Annotated in this window: 20 protein-coding genes and 2 pseudogenes; 9 read left to right on the forward strand and 13 right to left on the reverse strand. The window is 44.1% G+C overall.

Features of this window, described 5'->3' with window-relative positions; all coding sequences use genetic code 11:
* Window positions 1-71 precede the first annotated feature (71 nt).
* From NST29_RS16810 to NST29_RS16840, 7 genes and pseudogenes are all read right to left on the reverse strand, one after another.
* Complete coding sequence (locus NST29_RS16810; RefSeq protein WP_033023318.1) at window positions 72-509, reverse strand: DUF4275 family protein; 438 nt, start codon at window positions 507-509, stop codon at window positions 72-74.
* Complete coding sequence (locus NST29_RS16815) at window positions 488-667, reverse strand: hypothetical protein (protein ID WP_071880164.1); 180 nt, start codon at window positions 665-667, stop codon at window positions 488-490. Before NST29_RS16815 ends, NST29_RS16810 begins: the two co-directional genes overlap by 22 nt.
* Before the next feature lie 61 nt (window positions 668-728).
* Window positions 729-1,148, reverse strand: a complete 420-nt coding sequence (arsC, locus tag NST29_RS16820; RefSeq protein WP_033023321.1) for an arsenate reductase (thioredoxin) — start codon at window positions 1,146-1,148, stop codon at window positions 729-731.
* Between the two features lie 64 nt (window positions 1,149-1,212).
* Window positions 1,213-1,514, reverse strand: a pseudogene (locus NST29_RS16825) (ArsR family transcriptional regulator).
* A gap of 210 nt (window positions 1,515-1,724) precedes the next feature.
* Window positions 1,725-2,108 (reverse strand): DUF1360 domain-containing protein, encoded by a 384-nt coding sequence (locus NST29_RS16830; RefSeq protein ID WP_033023320.1) that lies wholly within the window; start codon window positions 2,106-2,108, stop codon window positions 1,725-1,727.
* Between the two features lie 302 nt (window positions 2,109-2,410).
* Window positions 2,411-2,803, reverse strand: a complete 393-nt coding sequence (locus NST29_RS16835) for a DUF692 family multinuclear iron-containing protein (protein ID WP_235207660.1) — start codon at window positions 2,801-2,803, stop codon at window positions 2,411-2,413.
* The gene (locus NST29_RS16840; protein ID WP_339232474.1) at window positions 2,800-3,615 is read right to left on the reverse strand and encodes a hypothetical protein; all 816 of its coding nucleotides are present in this window, start codon (window positions 3,613-3,615) and stop codon (window positions 2,800-2,802) included. Before NST29_RS16840 ends, NST29_RS16835 begins: the two co-directional genes overlap by 4 nt.
* A gap of 183 nt (window positions 3,616-3,798) precedes the next feature.
* Here NST29_RS16840 and NST29_RS16845 point away from each other — a divergent pair, with 183 nt between their 5' ends.
* Window positions 3,799-4,944 carry an IS701 family transposase gene (locus tag NST29_RS16845; RefSeq protein ID WP_339232476.1) on the forward strand — a complete coding sequence of 382 codons (1,146 nt, stop codon included), beginning with the start codon at window positions 3,799-3,801 and terminating at the stop codon, window positions 4,942-4,944.
* Between the two features lie 171 nt (window positions 4,945-5,115).
* On the opposite strand, the gene NST29_RS16850 is transcribed toward NST29_RS16845, so the two are convergent.
* Together NST29_RS16850 and NST29_RS16855 are read right to left on the reverse strand one after the other, a co-directional pair.
* Window positions 5,116-5,994, reverse strand: a complete 879-nt coding sequence (locus NST29_RS16850) for an IS982-like element ISGsp1 family transposase (RefSeq protein ID WP_011232378.1) — start codon at window positions 5,992-5,994, stop codon at window positions 5,116-5,118.
* A 1,523-nt stretch (window positions 5,995-7,517) separates the two neighbouring features.
* Window positions 7,518-7,736, reverse strand: coding sequence for a cytochrome P450 (locus NST29_RS16855; RefSeq protein ID WP_108209736.1), 219 nt, complete (start codon window positions 7,734-7,736; stop codon window positions 7,518-7,520).
* Between the two features lie 181 nt (window positions 7,737-7,917).
* Between NST29_RS16855 and NST29_RS16860 the strand changes: the two genes are divergently transcribed.
* Window positions 7,918-8,385 (forward strand): MarR family transcriptional regulator, encoded by a 468-nt coding sequence (locus NST29_RS16860; protein ID WP_033842937.1) that lies wholly within the window; start codon window positions 7,918-7,920, stop codon window positions 8,383-8,385.
* A 12-nt stretch (window positions 8,386-8,397) separates the two neighbouring features.
* Window positions 8,398-9,570 (forward strand): MFS transporter, encoded by a 1,173-nt coding sequence (locus tag NST29_RS16865; protein ID WP_033842936.1) that lies wholly within the window; start codon window positions 8,398-8,400, stop codon window positions 9,568-9,570.
* Window positions 9,571-9,656: 86 nt separating this feature from the next.
* On the opposite strand, the gene NST29_RS16870 is transcribed toward NST29_RS16865, so the two are convergent.
* Together NST29_RS16870 and NST29_RS16875 are read right to left on the reverse strand one after the other, a co-directional pair.
* Entirely contained in the window at window positions 9,657-10,070 is a 414-nt protein-coding gene (locus NST29_RS16870; RefSeq protein WP_033022489.1) for a PAS domain-containing protein, read from the reverse strand.
* Between the two features lie 151 nt (window positions 10,071-10,221).
* Window positions 10,222-10,806, reverse strand: coding sequence for a TetR/AcrR family transcriptional regulator (locus NST29_RS16875; protein WP_033022492.1), 585 nt, complete (start codon window positions 10,804-10,806; stop codon window positions 10,222-10,224).
* A gap of 214 nt (window positions 10,807-11,020) precedes the next feature.
* On the opposite strand from NST29_RS16875, the gene kynU reads away from it, so the two are divergent.
* The 4 genes from kynU to kynB are packed head-to-tail and all read left to right on the forward strand — an operon-like array spanning window position 11,021 to window position 15,301.
* Window positions 11,021-12,307: a kynureninase gene (kynU, locus tag NST29_RS16880; protein WP_339232479.1), complete on the forward strand. Its 1,287-nt coding sequence runs from the start codon at window positions 11,021-11,023 to the stop codon at window positions 12,305-12,307.
* A 20-nt stretch (window positions 12,308-12,327) separates the two neighbouring features.
* Window positions 12,328-13,767: an amino acid permease gene (locus tag NST29_RS16885; RefSeq protein WP_033021795.1), complete on the forward strand. Its 1,440-nt coding sequence runs from the start codon at window positions 12,328-12,330 to the stop codon at window positions 13,765-13,767.
* A gap of 40 nt (window positions 13,768-13,807) precedes the next feature.
* Window positions 13,808-14,650: a tryptophan 2,3-dioxygenase gene (gene kynA, locus NST29_RS16890; RefSeq protein WP_033021792.1), complete on the forward strand. Its 843-nt coding sequence runs from the start codon at window positions 13,808-13,810 to the stop codon at window positions 14,648-14,650.
* Between the two features lie 24 nt (window positions 14,651-14,674).
* Window positions 14,675-15,301 carry an arylformamidase gene (gene kynB, locus NST29_RS16895; protein ID WP_033021791.1) on the forward strand — a complete coding sequence of 209 codons (627 nt, stop codon included), beginning with the start codon at window positions 14,675-14,677 and terminating at the stop codon, window positions 15,299-15,301.
* A 417-nt stretch (window positions 15,302-15,718) separates the two neighbouring features.
* Here the strand turns inward: kynB and NST29_RS16900 are convergent.
* Window positions 15,719-16,303, reverse strand: a pseudogene (locus NST29_RS16900) (hypothetical protein); the annotation flags it as partial.
* 129 nt (window positions 16,304-16,432) lie between these two features.
* Complete coding sequence (locus NST29_RS16905; RefSeq protein WP_172418722.1) at window positions 16,433-18,100, reverse strand: IS1634 family transposase; 1,668 nt, start codon at window positions 18,098-18,100, stop codon at window positions 16,433-16,435.
* Window positions 18,101-18,916: 816 nt separating this feature from the next.
* On the opposite strand from NST29_RS16905, the gene NST29_RS16910 reads away from it, so the two are divergent.
* Window positions 18,917-20,560, forward strand: coding sequence for an APC family permease (locus NST29_RS16910; protein WP_051962787.1), 1,644 nt, complete (start codon window positions 18,917-18,919; stop codon window positions 20,558-20,560).
* A gap of 261 nt (window positions 20,561-20,821) precedes the next feature.
* On the forward strand, window positions 20,822-21,091 hold the full coding sequence (locus NST29_RS16915) for a hypothetical protein (RefSeq protein ID WP_033021788.1): 270 nt from the start codon (window positions 20,822-20,824) through the stop codon (window positions 21,089-21,091).
* The last annotated feature ends 134 nt before the right edge of the window (window positions 21,092-21,225 follow it).

Here is a 21,225-nt window from a genome sequence, read left to right on the forward strand (position 1 = left end):
CAAAACGGAGTAGCGTGTATGTGCACCCAACCAAGGACTGAGGACCGAGCTCCTTACTGGAAACCACGGTGTCACCTTCGGCTAAAATACGGGCCAAGCCATCCGTTTTCGTGCGTAATGACAAACGTCCAGTTGAACTCGCTGTCCACCACGTATAGATCGACCTTTTCGTTTTCCATTGCCAGATCGGCAGCTTTCAAACCGGAAGCGTCCTCCACTTTGAACGCATCGTCGCTGTGTTGAAAGAAAAGATAGCAGCACGTTTTCTCTTCTTGATCAAACGCCGTCTCCGCTTCTTCTCCCGTTAAACAGTCTCTCATTTCATAGCTGAACACATGCCATAAGTAGCCGTTGACTCCGTTCCGATTATGAAGGTGGATGTGTTGTTTTTCTTCCGCAGTCAAATGGCCGGCAAACACCTTTTCCCACTGTTGTCGTAATTGCTCCCCGAAACCGGACTGTTTGCTGATTTTTATGTTTCGGCGAGCTAACTGATGAAATAACTCCATTCGGTTTCTCCCCCTGTGACCTGATGTGGCACCGCCTTCATTGGTGTGCTCATTTCATCTGTCAGCACGTGCGATGGATCGACAAGATGGCTTCTCACCATCTTTTTCGCGCCGAGCGGTTTTCGTCCGTTCAGCCACTTCCCTGTTTCCGTCCGCACTTCGATGAGCAGCTGCCGCGCACCCTATGCGCGACAGTTTCTGCGCCTTGCCGCCCCGTTCCTATTCACCCGTCTCGGCAAAACGGCGGAGGCGCGCGCCAATTTCATCGCGCACGCGGCGGAACACCGCGAGTTTCTCCTCTTCTGTCCCTTCCGCTTTCGCTGGATCATCAAAGCCCCAATGGACGCGCTTCACGTGCGGCGGAGTGACCGGACAATGGTCGGTCGCATGGCCGCACAGCGTCACGACCAAATCGGCGCGGTTCAGCAAGTCCGGGTCGATGACATCAGACGTTTGCTTCGAAATATCAATGCCGACTTCCTCCATCACCTTGACGGCATTCGGATTGAGCCCGTGCGCTTCAATCCCGGCGCTGTACACGTCCCATTCATCGCCTAACAGTTGCTTGGCCCAGCCTTCCGCCATTTGGCTGCGGCATGAGTTTCCCGTGCATAAGAAATAAATGATTTTTTTCTTCATCGTTTCATTCCACCTTTCGTTTCGGTTCACAACCATCCACCATCATTCACCTCGCTGTCAAAGATCAGCACCCGCAGCGGGCCGCGGGATTCGCTGTCTCGATTTTGCGAATGTTTTCGCCTTGGTCCGGAACGTACGACAACACCGCTTGCAGCAGGGAGTAGTATTCGCTTTGCGGCCGGAGCGAATCATACACCCATTGCCCCCTCCGCTTGGAGCAGCCAACTTACGCGAATGCCAGCTAGTCGAAAATACCACCAGCCGCTCGTACACACAGCACTCCCGCTTATGCAAAATCGCCAAAATCGTCAGTCGTGTCGGGTCGCCGAGCAGCTTCAATACCCGGGCTGTCGCTTCCATCTCCATCGCGAGTTGCGATGTATAAACGATTGACTTATTGAAAAACGAACATCCCTCATTGAAACGGTCACGCCAACCAACGATTGCTTCTGTCAATGAACATATAATTACGTGCTTATATAAGTCAATAGCGATATACCGACAAAAGCAAGAAAAGCGGGCGTGCCGCTCCCAGCATGCCCGCAAATGTTCCCCGCCCTCTGCCGCCAACACACCTTAGTCCATCCGCTTTTTCGCCGCCGACAGAAGGTCGATCGCCTTCGTTCCGACTCCGACAAACGTCTCCAAAATCGCCTGTGCCCCGGCAATCGAAAAAATGAAAATCAGCGGCATAGCGATAGCCGGAATGAAAAAATAGCCAAGCGCGATCAATATCGCGCTCCACACCCCCGCGCACCAATAACAATTCAACAAGTAGCCAAATTTGGAGGTCGGCACTTTCTTGATTTCCGTATGCCCGTCCTCACTTTTGACTTTTTCTTTCTTCATAAACGGATTGCGCAGAAACTCGGTAATTTTGTCAAACACAATCAAATGGGTAAACCGATAGCTGGCCAAAATGATCATGATGTACGTCATCCAGTCGAGTTCACGAAGCATGGCGAGTCCCTTTCTTTTGCGAGCTTTTCCTTTAGTATGAACCAAGAAGCGCTTCGTTATGAACCTATATATAGATGCAACGAAGAAGTCTAACACATCCTTGACGGAAAAGCGGTTTGTCCATTTTCGACTGTCGAAGGCAAGCCACAGGCTTGCTTCCGTCACACCAAGGCGTGACGGAAGACCGAACAACCGCCTGTTTCACAGACCTATATATGGGTCTGGAAGCGGCGTTGTTCGATCGCCCGACAGTCGATCAAATACTCGGTAAAAGCTGCAAATGGTAAAGCTTCAAATTGCATCTATATAGAAAAAAAGCTTGATGTAATTTCCAGATTCCTTCTCATTATCTGTACATTTTCCACAGTATACTCTATCGGAAAAACCTTCGATAAATAAATGCCATGTATATGGGAATAGGCGACATGATCTGAATAATATTTTGCATTTACATAATCACTGTAGAAAGCATACTGTTCAATTGCCGGTCTGTATATTCCTTCTTTTGAACCCAAGGAGGATCGTAAACAATGTATACCTATATCAACATTATTTTCCTCACATAGTTTCAATAACCTTTTAGTCTCCTTATATCCAGTTATATCGGGCATGAGTTCGAGAAAATCTACGTATTTAATTAATTCATCAATAAATTGCTCGTGAATAGAATCTCTGTAACATAATCCTATTTTCATTCATCTTCTCCCCTTATTCGCGCAAAAAATACAAAAATAAACAAACTTAACGTAGCGTTTATTAATAACATCAGATGAACAGTAAGGGAAATGTACATGGCGAAAAAACTAAATAATAAAGTAGAGACGGATGTAACAACATTAATTAATTGCATTAGCTCCCTCTTGTCCCTTGTTTTATTTTTCTGAAGAAAAATCGTATTTATATAAACATTTATGCTCACACCTAGAGTGATAATAGTACTCAGTACTATAACTTGAAAAATAAGGGAGACATCAACATAATATATCACCATGAAAAACACAGTTAATATAAAGTAAAAGAGAGGAATATACTTACTCCAAATCCTATCCTTCAGATATCTCAGAAATAAAATGTTCATTGTTCCTGGTAATACAAATGGAATAAAAGATAACTTGATCATGCCTGCCTCATTAAATCTTTCTACTAAAGATGGTATCCATAGAATGGGAATGGATGATATAAGCCCAACAAATAGTAACAAAAATAAACTATTTACTTTCTTTTTACCGGCAATAGAAGTCTTGCTATATGAAAAACCGTGTTCAACATTTACACTTGCCATGACTAAAAACAAAATGAATGATAAGAAAATGTATATACTTAAAGGAATACTGAAAATGATAGCCCCTACTCCAAAGCCTATAAGTTTCGCTAAATTCCCAACTATACTAATTTTCACCATACCACCAAATAAGCGTTTCTCCTCTTCGAATATTTTTCTTTCCAAACTTCTTCCGACATACGAAGAAGAGAAAACTGAAATGGCGTATACAGCTAATAAGATCATTCCTTGATCTTTTAGAATAAATGACTGTAGATGAGCAAATTTGCTAACATAAATTGACAGCTAAACAAAAAAGGAGACATGAACCCAGCTCCTTGAGTAAAATAGATGTGCTCAAACTACCCGCAAGGAGGTTCATGTCTCATGAATCGATGAGCACATCATCAAGGAATCCACAAGTTTTTCATGACGCTGGGATTGGCGCTTGATTTCTCGAAACCGGTCATCAAGCATCTCGTTCATATTGTGGATGCCTTGACTACCAAGGGATTTTCGGGAACATTGACCGATGTCCATCACTGGAGTTTTCATCCCAATCATCGAACCACGCTCAGCCATTTTTTCACGAAAAGCCCTTGGGATGAAGAGACGTTGCTTCGCAAACTCCAGCAATGGATCCTTCATCGCATCCAGCGAATCGCCAAACAGGAGAATCAACCCCTTTTTGTTTCGATTGATGATACGATTTGCCAAAAAACGAAGCCTTCGTCACGGGCTGCCCGCGCCATTCAAGGGTGTGATTGGCACTACTCGCACAAAGATCATCAATCCGTTTGGGGGCATTCGCTCGTTTGGCGGATGGTGCATACTTTCTCGCAAGCGTTCCCGTTCGCCTTTCGTCTGTATGACAAGACGGCGGGAAGAAGCAAGATCGACCTAGCGATCGAGATGCTTTCCTCGCTCAAGGGGAAACGGGCTCAGCCGGTGTATGTGCTCATGGATTCGTGGTATCCGTCCCAAGCGCTCATCGAAGCCTGCCTGAAACAAGGATTCCATGTCATCGCCATGCTCAAGACGAACCGGATTCTCTATCCGAAAGGTATCGCCATCCAAGCGAAGAAGTTCGCCCGCTATATCGAGCCCAACGACACCCGCCTCGTCACGGTGGGGAAGGAGCGTTACCGCGTGTATCGCTACGAGGGAGCGATCCATGGCCTCGATGACGCGGTGGTGCTGCTGGCTTGGAAGGCGGATGAACCGATGACGCCAGATCATCTCCATGTCGTCTTGAGCACCGACCGGGAGCTAGGCGATGAAGAGATCTTGCGTTATTATGCCCAGCGCTGGACGATCGAATGCTTTTTCCGGCAGGCCAAAGACCAGCTGAAGCTCGATGGGTACCGTGTTCGTCACATTCGGGCGGTGAAACGGTATTGGGCCGTGGTGCTCTTAGCCTGCGTATACAGCATCGCCGAATCTCAGCAAGACCTCTCTTCCGGCCTGGAGCTTCTTCGGTCTCGGAAAGGGCACAGCGTCGTCGAGTTCATCTACGATGCCGCGAAGCAAGATATTCCCATTGATGTGATCAAAAAACAGCTCCATGTCGCCTAAGGGGTCCCCTGTTTGTCTCTTAGGGCATGGAAATTATTGTAATGAAAAATGCTCATCTACAGTAAATGACAAAAAAAATAGTATCAATAAAAGAAAGCTTGTCACTGCACTAATAAGCCGAGAATGTAAAGTTGAAATTTTCTTTATATAACCCGTGGTGCTAGTTGAGCGTCAGCGCTCAACCAGCCCTAGTGTGACCAAGGAATAAGCCAACAAGATGCCATCGAGTGCCACTTCAAACCCGGCAATGGAATTCGCTCGAATGTCGGTGATCCGGTATTGGTCTACGAGAATCGAAAACACCGTCTCGATGACTTTGCGTTTTTTCCTGATCCATTCTTCCCATGCCTTGGATGGGCCGTGCTTTTGATTGTGTCGAGACGGTGTCCAGAACGCGGCTTGGTGTTCTTCGTACAGCTTTTCTCGAAGAGCGTGGCTGATGTACCCTTTGTCCCCAAAGTTGTAGGGATGAGGGATTTGAGTCATCACCGTTTCAGCGGCTTTGACGTCGTGGCAGGACGCTTCCGTCACGACATAGCCCATGGCCAGCCCTTGATTGGTCACTTGAAGATGCAGCTTGAAACCGTAGTACCATTGCTTTTTGGAAGCACAATACCCCATATCCGCGATCCCTCGAAATCGCTTGACGCGCTGCATTCTCACGGGATGGCACAACGGAAGAGGCAAGCTGTCGACGACCGCATAAGCATGGTGTTGGCCACGTTTCGCCAGCTCATGACGGATCCATTTGATGGCGAAACCAAGCGCTCGGCAGCGGCGGTTGTATCGGGAGCGTTCAAGAAACGAGCCGTTTGTGAACAAATTTCCCGTGACAAAACGATGCCAGGCTCGTTCGGAAGAAAAGCCCAGCAGCTTCCCCAAAAGGTGAACCGCCATGACCACTTCGTCTTCTTGCTTGACCAAGTGACGGTTGCGGCGATGAAGATACATTTGAATCAACGACAGTTGGGCAGAAACAAAACAGAAAATAGCGGCATATTGTTTTTGAAGTTTGGCTGGATCTGTAGTAAAATGAAAGTGCTCTTGCATGGGGGATCTCTCCTTTCGAATGTTGGGTGACACTTTCATTCTACTGGAGATCCGCCAGCAAGGGCTATTTTTATGCTTGTCTGAGTTTTATCTAGCACCACGGGTTTTATATAAGAAAAGTCAATAAAAATGAACATGCTAATAATTGAGTTTGTAATTATAACCCAAAAAGGGGGGATATGGGAAATAGATACAATTCTAGTTATCGTGTAGGAATAAAGAATACCAGATAACAAAATTAAAAATAAGTATAGTAAAGCAATAAATTGAATTTCCTTAACATATCTCATAATACACTCTTTCCACTTCTTGTGTTTTTTTGAATTCTTCGTACTCTAGTATGTGACTGAAAAAAAGACAGATGCGTCCTCCCCATCTTCCGAAACATATAGCTCATAACCATCCTTGAATTTTACTAATATTCCATAATTAAAATCTCTAAAGTAACTAACCATTGTTTCTAAAGTAGCCATGGAGGTTTAACTTACCAGTCATAACAAGTTGCTTTAGCTGGTTTTTTCCTAGACTTCTTGATCACTTTTACTCGCATGTCCCCCCCTTTTCTACTAAAAATCGTATACATTACCAATTATATATATATATATTATATATTGTCAATATAAAATTTTTTTAAAAATAATACTATACATACAACACATCCTGCACACCGTAGGCGTTGCGGCACTTCCGGCAAAGATCCTGTGGGCTCAATCTGCAAGCCGAGCTATGGGAGAAAAATTAGCTGCGGAAGGCTTCACGTGAAAAGAATCAACCCTATGCACAGCCCCTGAACACGCTCATGAAATGGCTTTTTTCATGGCTAGAGCCAAATCGCCCACAACATAGTACATGCGAATGTTTCTCTATTGTAAATTAGCACATTATTTCAGAATCCCTTTTTCAAATTATTTCAGGCGGATTCGGAAATAATGTGCAAAATTTTTGCGGATTGTTCCGGATTTTGCACATTCTTTCGGAACGTTTGCACGCTCTTTCAGATGAAGATTTCCAGCGCGCCTGGTGGACCGATGGAAAAGAGAAAGCACAAAAGAGGCCGATTCGGCCCCTTTCGTGCTAATACCCCCATAGCCATCAAGTGAAGCCTTGGAGCGAGTAGCTCCAAGGCTTCACTCTATATCTTTGGAGGCTGTGACCGTGGGAATATGAAAAGATAGGCATGCCAAATACACCTTCCCTATAGAAGGTTTTTTTCATGGTATGAGACGGGAATTCCTTACGACAACGGCATGATGACCAAACTCTCGATCATGTCTAAAGCGCTCTTTTTTGTATAACGCCTTGATTTTTTTCCGTGTTGAGCGATTATGTTACAGAGTTTAGAAGAATCTTAGCTCGATCTGCAGGAAAATGAAAGTGCTCTTGCACGGGGATTCTCCTTTCGAATGGTAGGTTGCACTTTCATTCTACAGGAGATCCGCCAGGCAAGGGCTATTTTTTGCTTGATCAAGTTCATCTAGCACCACGGGTTGATATATTTAAATCTCAGAAAAGTCTCGAGTTCACTATGTAGTAAACTTTAAAACTAAAGAAACTGGACCTCTAGTATATAATCCTTTTTCTCCATACGAAAAAGACTCGTCCAGCTCAATGTTTTTAAAACTGTCTAAAATAATATTTGCTACAAGTTCTAATTGCATAAGCGCTAAGGAAGCCCCTACACAAGTATGTGTTCCATACCCAAATGCTAGATTTTGTGAGTGACTAGTGAAAGCTTTCCTCAATTATAATTAACTAGTTAATATTAACAGATTAATATTAACTGGTTAACGATAATATAGCACACCCAAAAAATATTGTCAAACATTATCGAATTGAACAAATTATTATTCGCTCCCCTTGACAACACATAAAAATTCCCTTACCATTATTGTTAACCGGTTAACTATAGTGAGGAGGATGAGAATGGAAATCACTAAAAAGAAAGTTCTAAAAGCATTACAAGAATTCATCACAACTAGGGAATCGCTCAGAAGAACCGAATCGAGCAATAATAAGAACGTATTGTTCGGTGTTTCATGGACATTGACACAATTTCACATTGTTGCGCTTCTGAAAGAAAATGAATTAATGAATAATACGACTTTAGCTAAAGAACTTAACATATCGAAACCAGCGGTAACGAAAGCAACCAAAAAGTTACTGGAGAAAGGGATTATTCGAGAAAAACAAAATGAAGGAAATAAAAAAGAAATTTTCTATGTTTTAACTGAAAAAGGGGAAACAATGGCCGCAATTCATGAGAAGCTGCATAAGGAGGCTGAAGAAAAATATTTATCACTTTTAGATAACTTCAATAAGGAACAACTTGAAACAATCATATTATTTTTAAATACGCTTACTAATCATTTGAAAAATGAAAATATGAAGTAGGAGGGAAAATCTTTGGATAAAGCCTTTCAACAAAAAAGCAAAGTTCTGGTTCTTCTCTTAAGTATTTCAGCTTTTTTTGCGTCATTAAATCAAAATATTTATTCCCCTTTGATTCCTCTTATTCGAGATACTTTTGACACAACAATTTTTTGGGTGGATTTAACAGTTAGTGGTTTTATCTTTATTATTTCTATCATGCAAGTAATATTAGGAACATTTATTGATTCTGCGAATCAAAAAAAGTTAATGATCACTAGTCTTTTCATTACAAGTATCTCAACTTTATTTTGTGCATTTACAACAAATTTTATGGTATTTTTTGTTGCACGAATGTTTCAAGCCATTGGTACAGGAATGATTCCGTTGATTGCGGTGAATGTCATTGCATATTTATTTGAAGGGGCAGAACGGGGCGATGCAATGGGAACATATCAAATCTTATTGACATTAGCCCCCGCACTTGCGCCGATCTTGGGAGGATTCATTGGACAATACTACAATTATTCAGGTGTATTTTTATTTCTATTTGTCATTTCAATGACATTGTTGATTTTTTTAGGATACAAACTTCCGACATTAAATAGTAAACAATTATCAGATAATAAAAATAAATATAAAACACTTCATAAATATCAAATTTTATGGGCAGATAAAAAAGGCATGAGTGTTATCGGAATTGGTTTTTTCGTCTTCCTAGTATATTTTTCAATATTGACATACTTACCTGTTTTATTGCACGATCACTATCAAATATCTTTACAGATTATCGGATTATTATATTTGCCTTTGACAATTAGTATGATTATAGGTAGTACTTTATTTAAAAAGTTACAAAGAAGATTTGATTTAGAAAAGTTATACCGTACAATTTTATACTTAATGCCGTTTTTCATTATATTATTTGGTTTAATGATGGAAAAGAACATGATCATATTAAGTATTATTTTATTCATTTATGGTGTTTTACTAGGATTTTCTCCACCATTATTTTCAACAATCATTAGTAGTCAATATACAAATGAAAAAGGATTGGCATTAGGAATATTTAATTTTGTACGATATTGTGGAATGGCAATAGGAGCAGGAATTGTCGGAATTAGCTTTCTGAGTTCCTCTTCCTTATTTCTTATTCTAGGAATCGTGTTTTTAGTGGTTTCGTTCATGATTAATCAAATTTTAAAATAAAAAGTGGATTTGCCACCCTTTATTTTCAATAAACACCAAAGGCGGATTAATCCGCCTTTTTCTTGTAGAAAAGAATCAGAGGATGTCTAAGATTCACTCAGATTCACTCTTCGTTTATATACATTTCGTAAAACCGGCTTGGTAAAAAACAAAATAGCTCCTTCCACATGTTTATCTACGAGCAACGGATGCAATCGGCACGAAAACTCCACACAGTCCCCTTTCACATTCCTCATGCAGACAGCCAGACTAGCTACAGGCCTTCCCTGCTTAATATGCTGAGAAAGTGATGTAGATTGGACAAATTCTGTGATGTGTTTACCGATCACAACGATTTGGGGACGTTCCAGTATTTGCTCTGCGGCAGAATTTGTATGAGCGATATATCCTTGTGCATCGACAACGAAGACCGGGTCCCTGATAAATGACAAAAGTCCCTCAACCTCCCTAAGCAGTTTCAAGCGTTCTTTTCTTGCTTCCTCCCAAACCCTCCCGTCCATGTTGATTCCTTCCCTCCTAATCAAGTTTTACGATACCCTATTACAGGCTTGTTATAGTTGACGGTAAATCATGAATATATTCAAACTGTCATGTTTTTATGGAAGAGAGTGTAACGTTATTTGTTCCTAGCATAAAAAAGCCAACAAGCATTCATCGGTAAAGTCCCTCCATATACACCACCGTGATCGTCCAAGCAATTTCCTCTATTGAACATTTACGATGATGACCACGCACAATGTCCCATAAGTACATTTCATTCGTAAAAAACCAACCACGCGCCACTACCTCAGGATTTAATTCTGTCCTAGCGAGTCCTTTACGTTGGGAATAAGAAATATCTTGAGAAATTCGTTGGATAAATCGCTCGCGGATTTCTGCCCATTTCGAAGACGCGGCTTGGGAAACACCGATCGCTTGCTCGAATACCTGTAACATGTCGCGTTCCGCTTCCGCCATTTTTAAGAAGGAATACGCTTGACTTTGAATCATTCGTTGTGCTTCCTCCTTTGATGTAGGAAAAAAGGAAAGCTCAGCGATTTGATAAAATTGCCCCATCACATCTTCCATCAGCGTGATCAGAATATCATCTTTCCCTTTAAAGTAAACATAGGCTGTACCATACCCTACACCCGCTTTCTTGATAATTTGGGTAACAGTAGTATCATGGAACCCTTCACGGATAAACACTTCCCGTGCTGCTTGCAATATTTTTTGGCGCGTGGCCACAGAACGCATATGGCGGCGATCGATCGTTTTTTTGCGATCCACTGTATCCCTCCTTAACGATACTCCCTTGCTTCTTAGCATAAGGGGTATAAGACCAAAATAAAAGAAGATGACAAAGCTGAAACATAAAAAAAAATATTTAGAACATTTAGTAATTGACATCATGTCAAATTCTTTTGTAAAATCTTTTTAGCATGCATCGAATGAAATAGGAGGTAGATTCATGAACGTCACAAACTTGGAACCTACATTAGAATTTGCCCAAAAGCTTGATCAAGAAGACCCATTACGTCATTTCCGCGATGAATTTTACTTACCGCCAAATTCCATTTATATGGATGGCAACTCACTAGGACTTCTTTCCAAAAGAGCGGAAAAAACACTGTTCACCGTATTACAAGATTGGAGAATATTAGGAATAGACGGTTGGACAAAAGGAACTCATCCATGGTTTGACCTATCAGAGAAGGTGGGCGCCATGTTGGCGCCATTAGTCGGCGCTTCACCGGAAGAAGTGATTGCTACAGGCTCTACCACTGTTAATTTGCATCAGTTAGTTTCTACCTTTTATCATCCAGAAGGAAAGAGGACAAAGATCTTAGCTGATGAATTAACCTTTCCATCAGACATTTATGCGTTGCAGAGTCAGCTTCGTATTCACGGTTATGACCCCAGCACCCATCTGATTCGAGTAAAAAGTCGTGATGGGCGTTTTTTGGAAGAAGAAGATATTATTTCAGCCATGTCTGAAGACGTTGCCTTAGTTATTTTGCCTACTGTTTTGTATCGCAGTGGTCAAATTTTGGACATCAAGCTGCTGACTCATGAAGCACATAAACGTGGCATCTTGATCGGATTCGATGCTTGCCACTCCATTGGAGCCATTCCGCACTCATTTAGTGAGTGGGGGGTTGATTTCGCTTTTTGGTGCAACTACAAGTATATAAACGGAGGGCCTGGCTGTGTCGCAGGACTCTATGTCCATCGTAAACATTTCGGTTCCGCACCTAGCCTAGCTGGATGGTTTGGATCGAAAAAAGACAAACAATTTGATATGGAACATACATTCAGTCCTTCTTTGACAGCTGGAGCTTATCAAATTGGAACACCGCATCTTTTGAGTCTAGCTCCTTTGATTGGATCCTTAGAAATCTTCATGGAAGCAGGAATCGAACGGATTCGTCAAAAGTCTTTGCAACTGACGAGTTACTTGATGTACTTAATTGAACATGAACTTTCTTCTTTCGGCTTTATCATCGGCAATCCAAAGGACAATGCACGCCGTGGGGGACATATTAGCTTAGAACACGAGGAAGCGGCCCGCATTTGCAAATCATTAAAAGAAAATGGCGTCATTCCAGACTTCCGAGCACCAAATATTATTCGCTTAGCCCCGATTGCTTTGTACACATCTTATGAAGAGGTATGGAACGTTGTACAAATTCTTAAGAAAATCATGCAAGAGAAACAGTATAAGAAGTTTTCAAACGAGCGTGAAGTAGTCGCCTAAATAGTAAGGAGGGAGTCACAATGACCAAGCCAAATCACTATACGCATGAATCGCAAGAAAAAGACACTGGATTACATCGTAAATTAAAAACGAACCAATTAACTATGATCGCTATGGGATGTGCCATTGGCACCGGGTTGTTTCTCGGAAGTGGCCTTGCCATTCAAACAGCCGGGCCTAGTGTTTTGCTTAGTTATGCCATTGGTGCTTTTATCGTATTGTTGTTGATGGGTTGTTTAGCTGAAATGACTGTCGCTCATCCAACATCAGGTTCTTTTGGAACCATTGCTGATCGGTACATCCACCCCTATGCAGGTTTTATCGTCCGCTATTCGTATTGGATCGCTAATGTCCTCGCTGTAGGGGTGGAAGTGAGTGCCATTGCCGTTTATATGAGATACTGGTTCCCTCATACACCAGGGATCCTATGGATTCTACTATTTGGAGGCATTCTTATTTACGTTAATGCCACTAACGTTCATACGTTTGCTACTTTTGAGTACTGGTTCTCGATGATCAAAGTGAGTGCAGTAGTCCTTTTTATTCTCCTTGGAACCTATGTTATATTCGGGGGATCGGAACAATCTGGAATTGGACCCTCCAATTTCGTTAATGATGGCGGATTTCTCCCATTTGGCTGGTGGGGGATGTGGGTGGCTATCTTTATTTCTCTGTTTAGCTTCTTAGGAACAGAAATGATAGCGGTTACATCAGGTGAAGCAAAAGAACCCGAAATTGCCGTTCCCAAAGCATTAAAAGCAACCGTTTTTCGTTTATCGACTTTTTATGTACTCACGATCGCCATCATGTTGATGATCGTCCCATGGAAAGCAGCGGGAATTGACAAAAGTCCTTTTGTGAAAGTAATGGAAATCCTAAACATCCCTAGTGCTTCCGGGATGGTGAACTTCATTGTTCTCACTGCGGCACTATCGGCGATGAATAGCCAATTATATGCGTCAACGAGAATGATGTTTGCATTGGCACAAGAAAGATATGCTCCCTCTTTCTTTGCTGGGGTGAGCAAAAAAGGGGTTCCGATCAAGTCATTACTCGTTTCTACCGCCGGAATTGCCATTTCAGCCATCGTTTCAGCCCTTCTTCCTGAGACATCGTATACGGTCATGATGGGCATTTCCATGTTTGGAGCCATTTTTACTTGGTTGATGATTTTTGTTTCTCATCTTTTTTTCCGAAACAAGTGGAATCAAACGAATGGTCGCCCATTGACGATCAAAATGATTGGATTTCCTTACTTAACCATCCTAGGCGGCGTACTATTACTCTGTTTAATGATTACAACTTGGTTTACACCATTTAAACCGATGTTACAGTTTGGGATTCCTTGGCTATTATTGCTAACCATTGCGTATGTTCTTTGGAAAAAGCGCAATGCCACATACCATAACGCAACTTCTTCTACATCATCCGATGAAACGGTCGCGAGCACAAATCAATAATCGTATCCAGCCGATCATTCTACGAAAAGGGTGGGAACATATGCAAAAGAAACAAAATTCATTCGAACTGGAGAAAGGCATTCATACAGATTTCCAAGAAGAGATGTCGTACACAAGCTATCTTCAGCTTGATAAAATTTTATCGAGTCAACGGCGGTTATCTAACCATCATGATGAGATGCTATTTATCATTATTCACCAAACAAGTGAACTTTGGATGAAACTCATTTTACATGAAATGGAATCTGCTATTCAATGTATTTTAGATGACGATTTAGAACCATCCTTTAAAATGTTTGCCCGCATCTCAAGAATCCAACAACAACTCATTCAATCATGGGGTGTTCTTTCAACACTGACTCCATCAGAGTACATGGAATTTCGTGAATGTTTAGGCCATGCTTCCGGATTCCAGTCTTATCAAAACCGTTTAATTGAATTTGCCCTTGGACAAAAAAATATACACGTTTTGCCTGTCTTCCAACACGATCAGCATATTTACGAACAGTTGGTGAGGGCACTACACGCTCCAAGTGTCTATGACGCAGCGATCAAAGCATTGGCCGTTCGCGGGTTATCTATTGATCAGGAGGTCCTTCAGCGCGATTACTCGCAAAACTACCAGCCAAATGCTAGCGTGGAGAAAGCATGGTTGACGGTATATCGAAATGTCGATCGATATTGGGATTTATATGAGCTCGCGGAAAAGCTAGTAGATATAGGTAGCCAACAGCAAATATGGCGTTATATGCACATGACTACGGTTGAACGAATTATTGGCTACAAAAAAGGAACCGGAGGATCATCAGGTGTCTCCTACTTGAAAAAAGCACTCGATCGGCCGTTCTTTCCTGAACTATGGACATTAAGAACCAAATTATAAAAGACAACAGCAGGAGGCGGAACGATGAGTGCATGGATCGACATCTCCCAACGACTTGATGAACATACTCCGGTATGGCCGGGCGATACTCCTTTTTCCTATCGCATTCGCTGGCACAAAGAGGACAGTGGGTCAGTAAATGTCGGCCAAATCACCATGAGCACACATACAGGCACACACATTGATGCTCCCTTTCACTTTGATAACAAAGGAAAAAAAGTCATCGATCTTGATGTAAATATCTATATCGGACCGGCCCGGGTTATCCATCTTTCAAATCCAAAAAAAATTGGAATCGACGAATTACAACAGATTGACTTAAACGGAGTGACACGCTTATTAATCTACACGGGGGCATGGACAAATCGGAATACATTTCCGGAAACCATCCCCTATATTGATCCGCCATTGGCGCCATACTTAAGAAAATACGGAATTCGTTTGATCGGGGTGGATTTGCCTTCCGTTGACCCGTTGACAAGCAAACGATTGCCTGCCCATCACGAATTGCACCGCTGTGGAATTCATATTTTGGAGGGGCTCGTATTAGACCATGTTCCTCCTGGGGACTATGAGCTAGCAGCCCTTCCTCTTCCCTTAGTAAATGGCGATGGGAGCCCTGTACGGGCGGTATTACGGAAAATGAAATAAAACCATTCAGAGGCATTGGTTTCGTTTGCTTTGGCGGCAATCAAACATCAATGAGGCTTGTTCACCCAAAAACCATCTGTCTTCAAAAATGGCAGGGCGTACTCAATGTTCAAAACAGAGAGATCACATCAAAGGCTGCTATCCTCTAGGAGGCCGGTGAAAAACCGCTGATCCCCTTCATCAATGGGAGAATGATTGAAAAACAGGCCCGATAAAACAAGGTTTTTCTAATTGAGAAATAACATTGTAAATCCGTATCCACGAGTAAATCACCAGTGTTCTAGAAGACTGGTGAAAAACAACAAACGGGCTCGATTGGGGAGAAGTCACAAGGAATGAAATGATGACGTTGCAACGTTTTTTGGTTTGGGAACACTGTCGGAGAGCAGTGTTTCTCCTTAAATCACCGGCCTCCTAGGTTGGAATTTCTTCCATCTCCTTGCGGCGCAGCGACACGAGCGGCGTGATGCCTTGAACGAAGAGCGCTTTCGAGAGCGCTTTCAAATCCTCCGTGGTGCCATGCGCTTTGTCTGCGGGCAAGGTTCGAATCGTGATCGACGGGTAGCGAAACCGAATGGAAGCTCGCTGCTCCCAACTCGTCTCCCGCTCCGCCGTTCCAGTGGCAAGGCTGGCCCGTCTGGACAAAATCACGCGCGACTGGACGTCGATGACGTCGTGCACCAGATACCGAGGATACGCTTCCTGTCCTTTGCCTTTCTTGTACAACTAGGCATCCGGATCCGTCACGCCCCGCTCGGAGTGATCAAACAAATACGATAGCAACATCAGGCGAAGCAGCCGTTCCGGATCCGCCGCTGGACGACCCGTTTTTTCCGTGTACAGGGGAGCCACCCCATCGTGAATGACGGAAACGTCAACCGCTTCATTGATTTGGCGTAGGAGATGATGTGGGGGAACCCGTTCCTCCATGTCGATGACTGGAAACAGACGAGGCTGAGTCGAAGGATGATTGGAGGCTTTCATGATCCGCTCACGCTCCATTTAAAGATTCTTCTTCCGTTTTCAACATACCCCCCTACCCGAGTTCGACAGTGACTAGGCAAACAAAATGCCTCTCATCCCTTGATACCAAAGGGACGAGAGGCATTTGGGCATACGTTGGGCGTGTATCTAGGTGCGAGGATGGATGCCTAGAATCTTCGGAGGAGGCTCCAGCCCTAGAGCCGCAAAGAATTGAGCCTGTTTGGCCGTCAGTTCGGTTCGTTGATCAAGGTCACCGTTTTTTGAAGAAAAATGTCCAAGCATGAGACGTTCGCATTCGTCCCTTACGTTCGGCCACGATTCATGGGTTCGGATCTCGACGATCCGAACTAACAAGAGAGCAAGCCAACTGAGCAGCACATGCGCCCGAATGCGGTCTTCCAAGCGATGATACATAGGCCGCAATTCCAATGTGGACTTCAATGTTCGGAAGGCCTGCTCAATATCCACCAGCTGCTTATACCCGATGGCGACATCTTCGGCAGACAAGGTGTCATCGGATGTCCGGATGAGATATTTGCCGTCGTACTTTTCCGCGTCACGAACCGCTTGCTTGTCGATGCGAAGGGTTCCGTCCTTCAACTGGCGCAAGTATTTTCCGTAGGACGGATGGGAACGCAACCGGCAGGTCGCCTTATGATGGGCTTCGTTTGGGAGTTGGCGAAGCCCTTCTAACTCCTCTTTCAGCGATTCGAGCAGCGTTTCTCGCTCCTTGCGTTGGCGTTCGGCTTCGCTGGGATTGTACACGAGAACATAGCGCTGACGCGCTTCTCCGTCGCCGACGATGATTTCTTTGATGTGCAAATTCTCGTCCACTTCATGATAACGTCCGCGACGGCTTAAGGCCTCTTCGACGGCGGCTTTGCCGGATCGCATTTTTTCGCCGACAATGTAGTGTCCGCCGGCCTGTTGCAAGATTCGCAAATTCTCTTCAGAGGAAAAGCCGCGGTCCATGACGCTGATCACACGTCCAAGCTTCCAGCCAATCAAGTCTTGTTTCACCTGTTTGATGACCGTCATGTCCATCGTATTGCCAGGCCATACCCAAGCGCGAATCGGGATTCCTTCCCGGGTGACAGCCAGCCCAATGACGATTTGAACCAAGTCTGGGCGTTTGTCTTTCGAGAATCCTTGTTTTCGAAGCGATTCTCCTTCCGGTGTTTCAGAGGGATCCACTTCGAAGTACGACGAAGTCGTATCGAAGTAAATCAAGTCGACTTCCAAATTCAATAAATCGGCCACAGCATGGAACACTTGACGTTCCAATTCCGGCTGCACGGCCAGCAGTTCATCCATCGCCCGGTACAACTGGTGGCTGGCGGCTTGAGGAAGGTGAGGGATATACACATCTTTCTCCACCCACTCCTCCATCGCCAACTTGCTTGACGGATGAAGGGCGCGATTCGCCACCATGGCAAAAATCAGCCGTTCCAGCGAAATCTGGTGATGTCGGGAGGTAAACAAGGAGTGGAGAATCTCTCCCAACCCCAGTTGTCTCCAGAGCTGATCCAAGAGCCAGACGCCGCCGAGGTGTTTGCATGACTGGAATTGAAAGTCATCGGAAGCTTCTCCTGTCAACGTTTCGACTTCCCAAGCCTGCTCAGGAGAAAGGAATCGCGAAATGCTTTTGGCCAGACGTTCCAAGACGGCGCGATCCACTTCATCTTCGCGCCCGAATGAATAAATCACCTTCGCTTTCGCATATTTGGCCTTTGGATCCCATTCATTGTGAGCAAGCTGGAGATAAGCAACGGTTGTTCCATCCTTATTTTTGCGTGTGACTCGTCGTATGTACATGCCTATATTATAACGTATAAACCTTATTTTTAAAAGGAAAAATTAATAAATCGTGTGCCTATGAAATTCGGCGTTTTTTCCTAGGATCCGCATTACGAAACCCTTGATATAACAGCATTTTGGTCATTTCCATTTGCCTAAAATGACCTCAAAACTGTCGAACTCGGGCCCTACATTCCTGCCTTGGTGTGTACTTTTTCACCGGCCTCTTATATATTGAGAGAGGGTGTCCCAGTCCTGTTGCGATCCCTGATTCCCTTGCAATCCCCTTTCCAGCTCCAAAACAAGAAATGGAAGCAGATGACTTTTGAATTCTTTTGCATCTGTAGTAAAATAAAAATGCTCTAGCCTTGGATTCCCCCTTGCGCGCGATCGTTTCTAGAGGGGCGGTGAAAAACCTCTGTCGCACACGAATCGGCGGCATTTTCATTCAGAAAAGAAAGCTGATTCTGCTAGGTTTCTCTAATTGAGAAACAGATGGAATCAACAGTATTTTACATTAAATCACCAGCCCTCTAGGTCTTTGAATGCTGCCGAGCGCCTGATCGCCAAACAGTGGTTCAGAGATTGGGAGCAAAGCGCATCTGTACACATGAAAAAGCTCGATTCAAGAGAGGACAAGCTTTTGATCAATGGCCCTCAAAGCGAGGATAGACCGACACAAGGGCTCAAAACATGGCCATCTTGAATTCAGAAGAAAAAGCGCCGCTTCAAACGATCAATATGAAAAGACGTCTCAACGGGGAAGAATCATTGTTGGCACCGATTGCTTGTTTCGCTCGCCGGCCATCTCAAAATCTTGAAGGAGTTGATGATATGCAACGGAAGATGGGAACATTTTCGTTAATGATGACTGGTTTAGGATCGATTATCGGATCGGGTTGGTTATTTGGGGCTTGGAAGGCAGCGCAAATCGCTGGTCCTGCTGCTGTTTTCTCATGGCTGATCGGCATGCTCGTGATTTTAACCATTGCATTGTCTTACAGCGAGCTTGGCACAATGTTTCCCGAAGCTGGCGGAATGGTCAAGTATACTCAATACTCTCATGGCTCTTTTGCTGGATTCCTTGCCGGCTGGGCGAACTGGATTGCCATCGTTTCAGTGATTCCCGTCGAGGCGATCGCCTCAGTTCAATACATGAGTTCTTGGCCTTGGAAGTGGGCTTCTTGGACTCATGATCTTGTCCATGAAGGACAGTTGACCGGAGAAGGGTTATTTTTTGCCTCGCTGTTGATTTTGGTTTATTTTTTTCTCAATTACTGGACCGTCAGTTTATTCGCCAAAGCCAATTCTATGATTACGGTATTTAAATTTATTGTTCCGACCGCCACCATTGTTGCGCTTTTAGCTTTTGGGTTTCAAAGTGGAAATTTTACCGATCATCCTTCGTTTACGCCCTACGGTTGGTCAAGCGTGCTAACGGCTGTCGCCACATCAGGAATTGTATTCGCTTTCAATGGTTTCCAAAGCCCTATTAATATGGCTGGGGAAGCAAAAAAACCCAACTTTTCTATTCCGATTTCTGTCGTCGGTTCAGTGTTGATCGCCACCATGTTGTACGTTTGCTTGCAGATTGCCTTTGTTGGAGCGATCGATCCCGCACTCGTTCAGCATGGGTGGCATCAACTGAGTTTTAATTCCCCATTTGCTGATTTAGCGATTGCTCTCGGGGTGAATTGGCTCGTTATTTTGCTTTATGTAGATGCGTTCGTCTCCCCATCCGGTACGGGAACAACCTATACGGCGACGACAGCGCGCATGATTTATGGGATGCAGAAAAACGGCTATTTTCCTTCCGTGTTTGGGACATTGCATCCTATTTATGGAGTTCCGCGAGCAGCGATGTTCTTTAACTTAGCAGTATCGTTCGCATTTCTCTTTTTATTCCGTGGATGGGGATCGTTAGCTGAAATTATTTCCGTCGCTACACTGATTTCTTACATTACCGGACCCGTCACAGCGGCTGTATTGCGCCGAACTGGCGCCCATTTGTATCGCCCGTTTCGCCTTAAAGGACTGCCGATCATCGCTCCTTGCGGTTTTGTGTTTGCTTCTTTAACTTTCTATTGGGCTCGTTGGCCGTTGACAGGACAGGTGTTGTTTATCATTTTCATCGGCTTGCCTATTTATTTTTATTATCAAAGCCGAAACGGCTGGCGCCAATTCGCTCAAGAGCTGAAAGCAGGAATCTGGATGTTGGTATATTTGCTTAGCATGGCATTGGTGTCGTGCTTAGGAAGCAAACAATTTGGAGGAAGGGACATCATTCCCTACGGATGGGATATGGGCCTCGTTGCCCTCCTCGCTCTCGCCTTCTATTTCTGGGGCGTGCGCAGTGGAGTGGTCACGAAACATTTGCAGGAAGCCGAGCAACTGAACAATGAATTGAAACGTCGCACCCAGATGGTGGAGGAAGCCGCTCTTCCGTCCGCCCGAACGATCTCTAGTCAGTCAAAATAAATCATGGTGTGTGGCTATTACGTGGCTCGGGCCCACTACCTAGAGACGTTCTTTTTCATATCTAAATAAATCGTGGTGTGTGCTATACTAGCTCCTTCCCACCTACTCCGCGCCGTTTCTGCAAACGGCGCGCTTGTTTTAATAGGCTTGAACGACGCCTGGCTGACGATCGGTTACAGAACCTTCTCCTTTATTCATTGGCGCTCAGCATAAACATAAGCAAGCGGATCTGTCGCCCCGATCAAAGCAAATCGCATACTTATGGCAGCGATCGAATCACCTATGAACACCGCGGGCAAACGATTGTTGTTGCTAAGGGACGTGCAACGCGACCGCCTGTTCATGCTAAAGGTACACTCCGTGAGCATAGATGCTTTCCGTAAAAATGCCGCACGGACGCAAGATTTTCATCCCCGGGTGGAGGGCAAATCACGCTGCCCATGGATCTTTTCCGTGAAAGGAAGAAGATCTTTCTGCTTCATAGAGAAAGAGAAGCTGTTTCTCATCTCAATGGGAGAATCCAACCAATAAAGCAGCATGAGCCTTCTTGCATCTTCTGCCTTTAAGTCTTACTGCTGATTGCATGGAAGACAGCGTCTCGGTAATGGTTTTTGCTTTTTCATTCAACAGCTCCATCAAGAACAAAAACAAGCAGCGGTGCTAGC

Origin of the sequence: Geobacillus sp. FSL W8-0026 (assembly GCF_037966255.1) — a bacterium.
Classification (GTDB): Bacteria; Bacillota; Bacilli; order Bacillales; family Anoxybacillaceae; genus Geobacillus; species Geobacillus icigianus.

Bases quoted from the DNA above. Each gene is read 5' to 3' on its own strand.
- NST29_RS16810 (WP_033023318.1), bottom strand. From the start codon at position 509: ATGGAGTTATTTCATCAGTTAGCTCGCCGAAACATAAAAATCAGCAAA.
- arsC (WP_033023321.1), bottom strand. From the start codon at position 1,148: ATGAAGAAAAAAATCATTTATTTCTTATGCACGGGAAACTCATGCCGC.
- NST29_RS16830 (WP_033023320.1), bottom strand. From the start codon at position 2,108: ATGCTTCGTGAACTCGACTGGATGACGTACATCATGATCATTTTGGCC.
- NST29_RS16835 (WP_235207660.1), bottom strand. From the start codon at position 2,803: ATGAAAATAGGATTATGTTACAGAGATTCTATTCACGAGCAATTTATT.
- NST29_RS16840 (WP_339232474.1), bottom strand. From the start codon at position 3,615: ATGATCTTATTAGCTGTATACGCCATTTCAGTTTTCTCTTCTTCGTAT.
- NST29_RS16845 (WP_339232476.1), top strand. From the start codon at position 3,799: ATGACGCTGGGATTGGCGCTTGATTTCTCGAAACCGGTCATCAAGCAT.
- NST29_RS16850 (WP_011232378.1), bottom strand. From the start codon at position 5,994: ATGCAAGAGCACTTTCATTTTACTACAGATCCAGCCAAACTTCAAAAA.
- NST29_RS16860 (WP_033842937.1), top strand. From the start codon at position 7,918: ATGGAAATCACTAAAAAGAAAGTTCTAAAAGCATTACAAGAATTCATC.
- NST29_RS16870 (WP_033022489.1), bottom strand. From the start codon at position 10,070: ATGGACGGGAGGGTTTGGGAGGAAGCAAGAAAAGAACGCTTGAAACTG.
- NST29_RS16875 (WP_033022492.1), bottom strand. From the start codon at position 10,806: ATGCGTTCTGTGGCCACGCGCCAAAAAATATTGCAAGCAGCACGGGAA.
- kynU (WP_339232479.1), top strand. From the start codon at position 11,021: ATGAACGTCACAAACTTGGAACCTACATTAGAATTTGCCCAAAAGCTT.
- NST29_RS16885 (WP_033021795.1), top strand. From the start codon at position 12,328: ATGACCAAGCCAAATCACTATACGCATGAATCGCAAGAAAAAGACACT.
- kynA (WP_033021792.1), top strand. From the start codon at position 13,808: ATGCAAAAGAAACAAAATTCATTCGAACTGGAGAAAGGCATTCATACA.
- kynB (WP_033021791.1), top strand. From the start codon at position 14,675: ATGAGTGCATGGATCGACATCTCCCAACGACTTGATGAACATACTCCG.
- NST29_RS16905 (WP_172418722.1), bottom strand. From the start codon at position 18,100: ATGTACATACGACGAGTCACACGCAAAAATAAGGATGGAACAACCGTT.
- NST29_RS16910 (WP_051962787.1), top strand. From the start codon at position 18,917: ATGCAACGGAAGATGGGAACATTTTCGTTAATGATGACTGGTTTAGGA.
- NST29_RS16915 (WP_033021788.1), top strand. From the start codon at position 20,822: ATGGCAGCGATCGAATCACCTATGAACACCGCGGGCAAACGATTGTTG.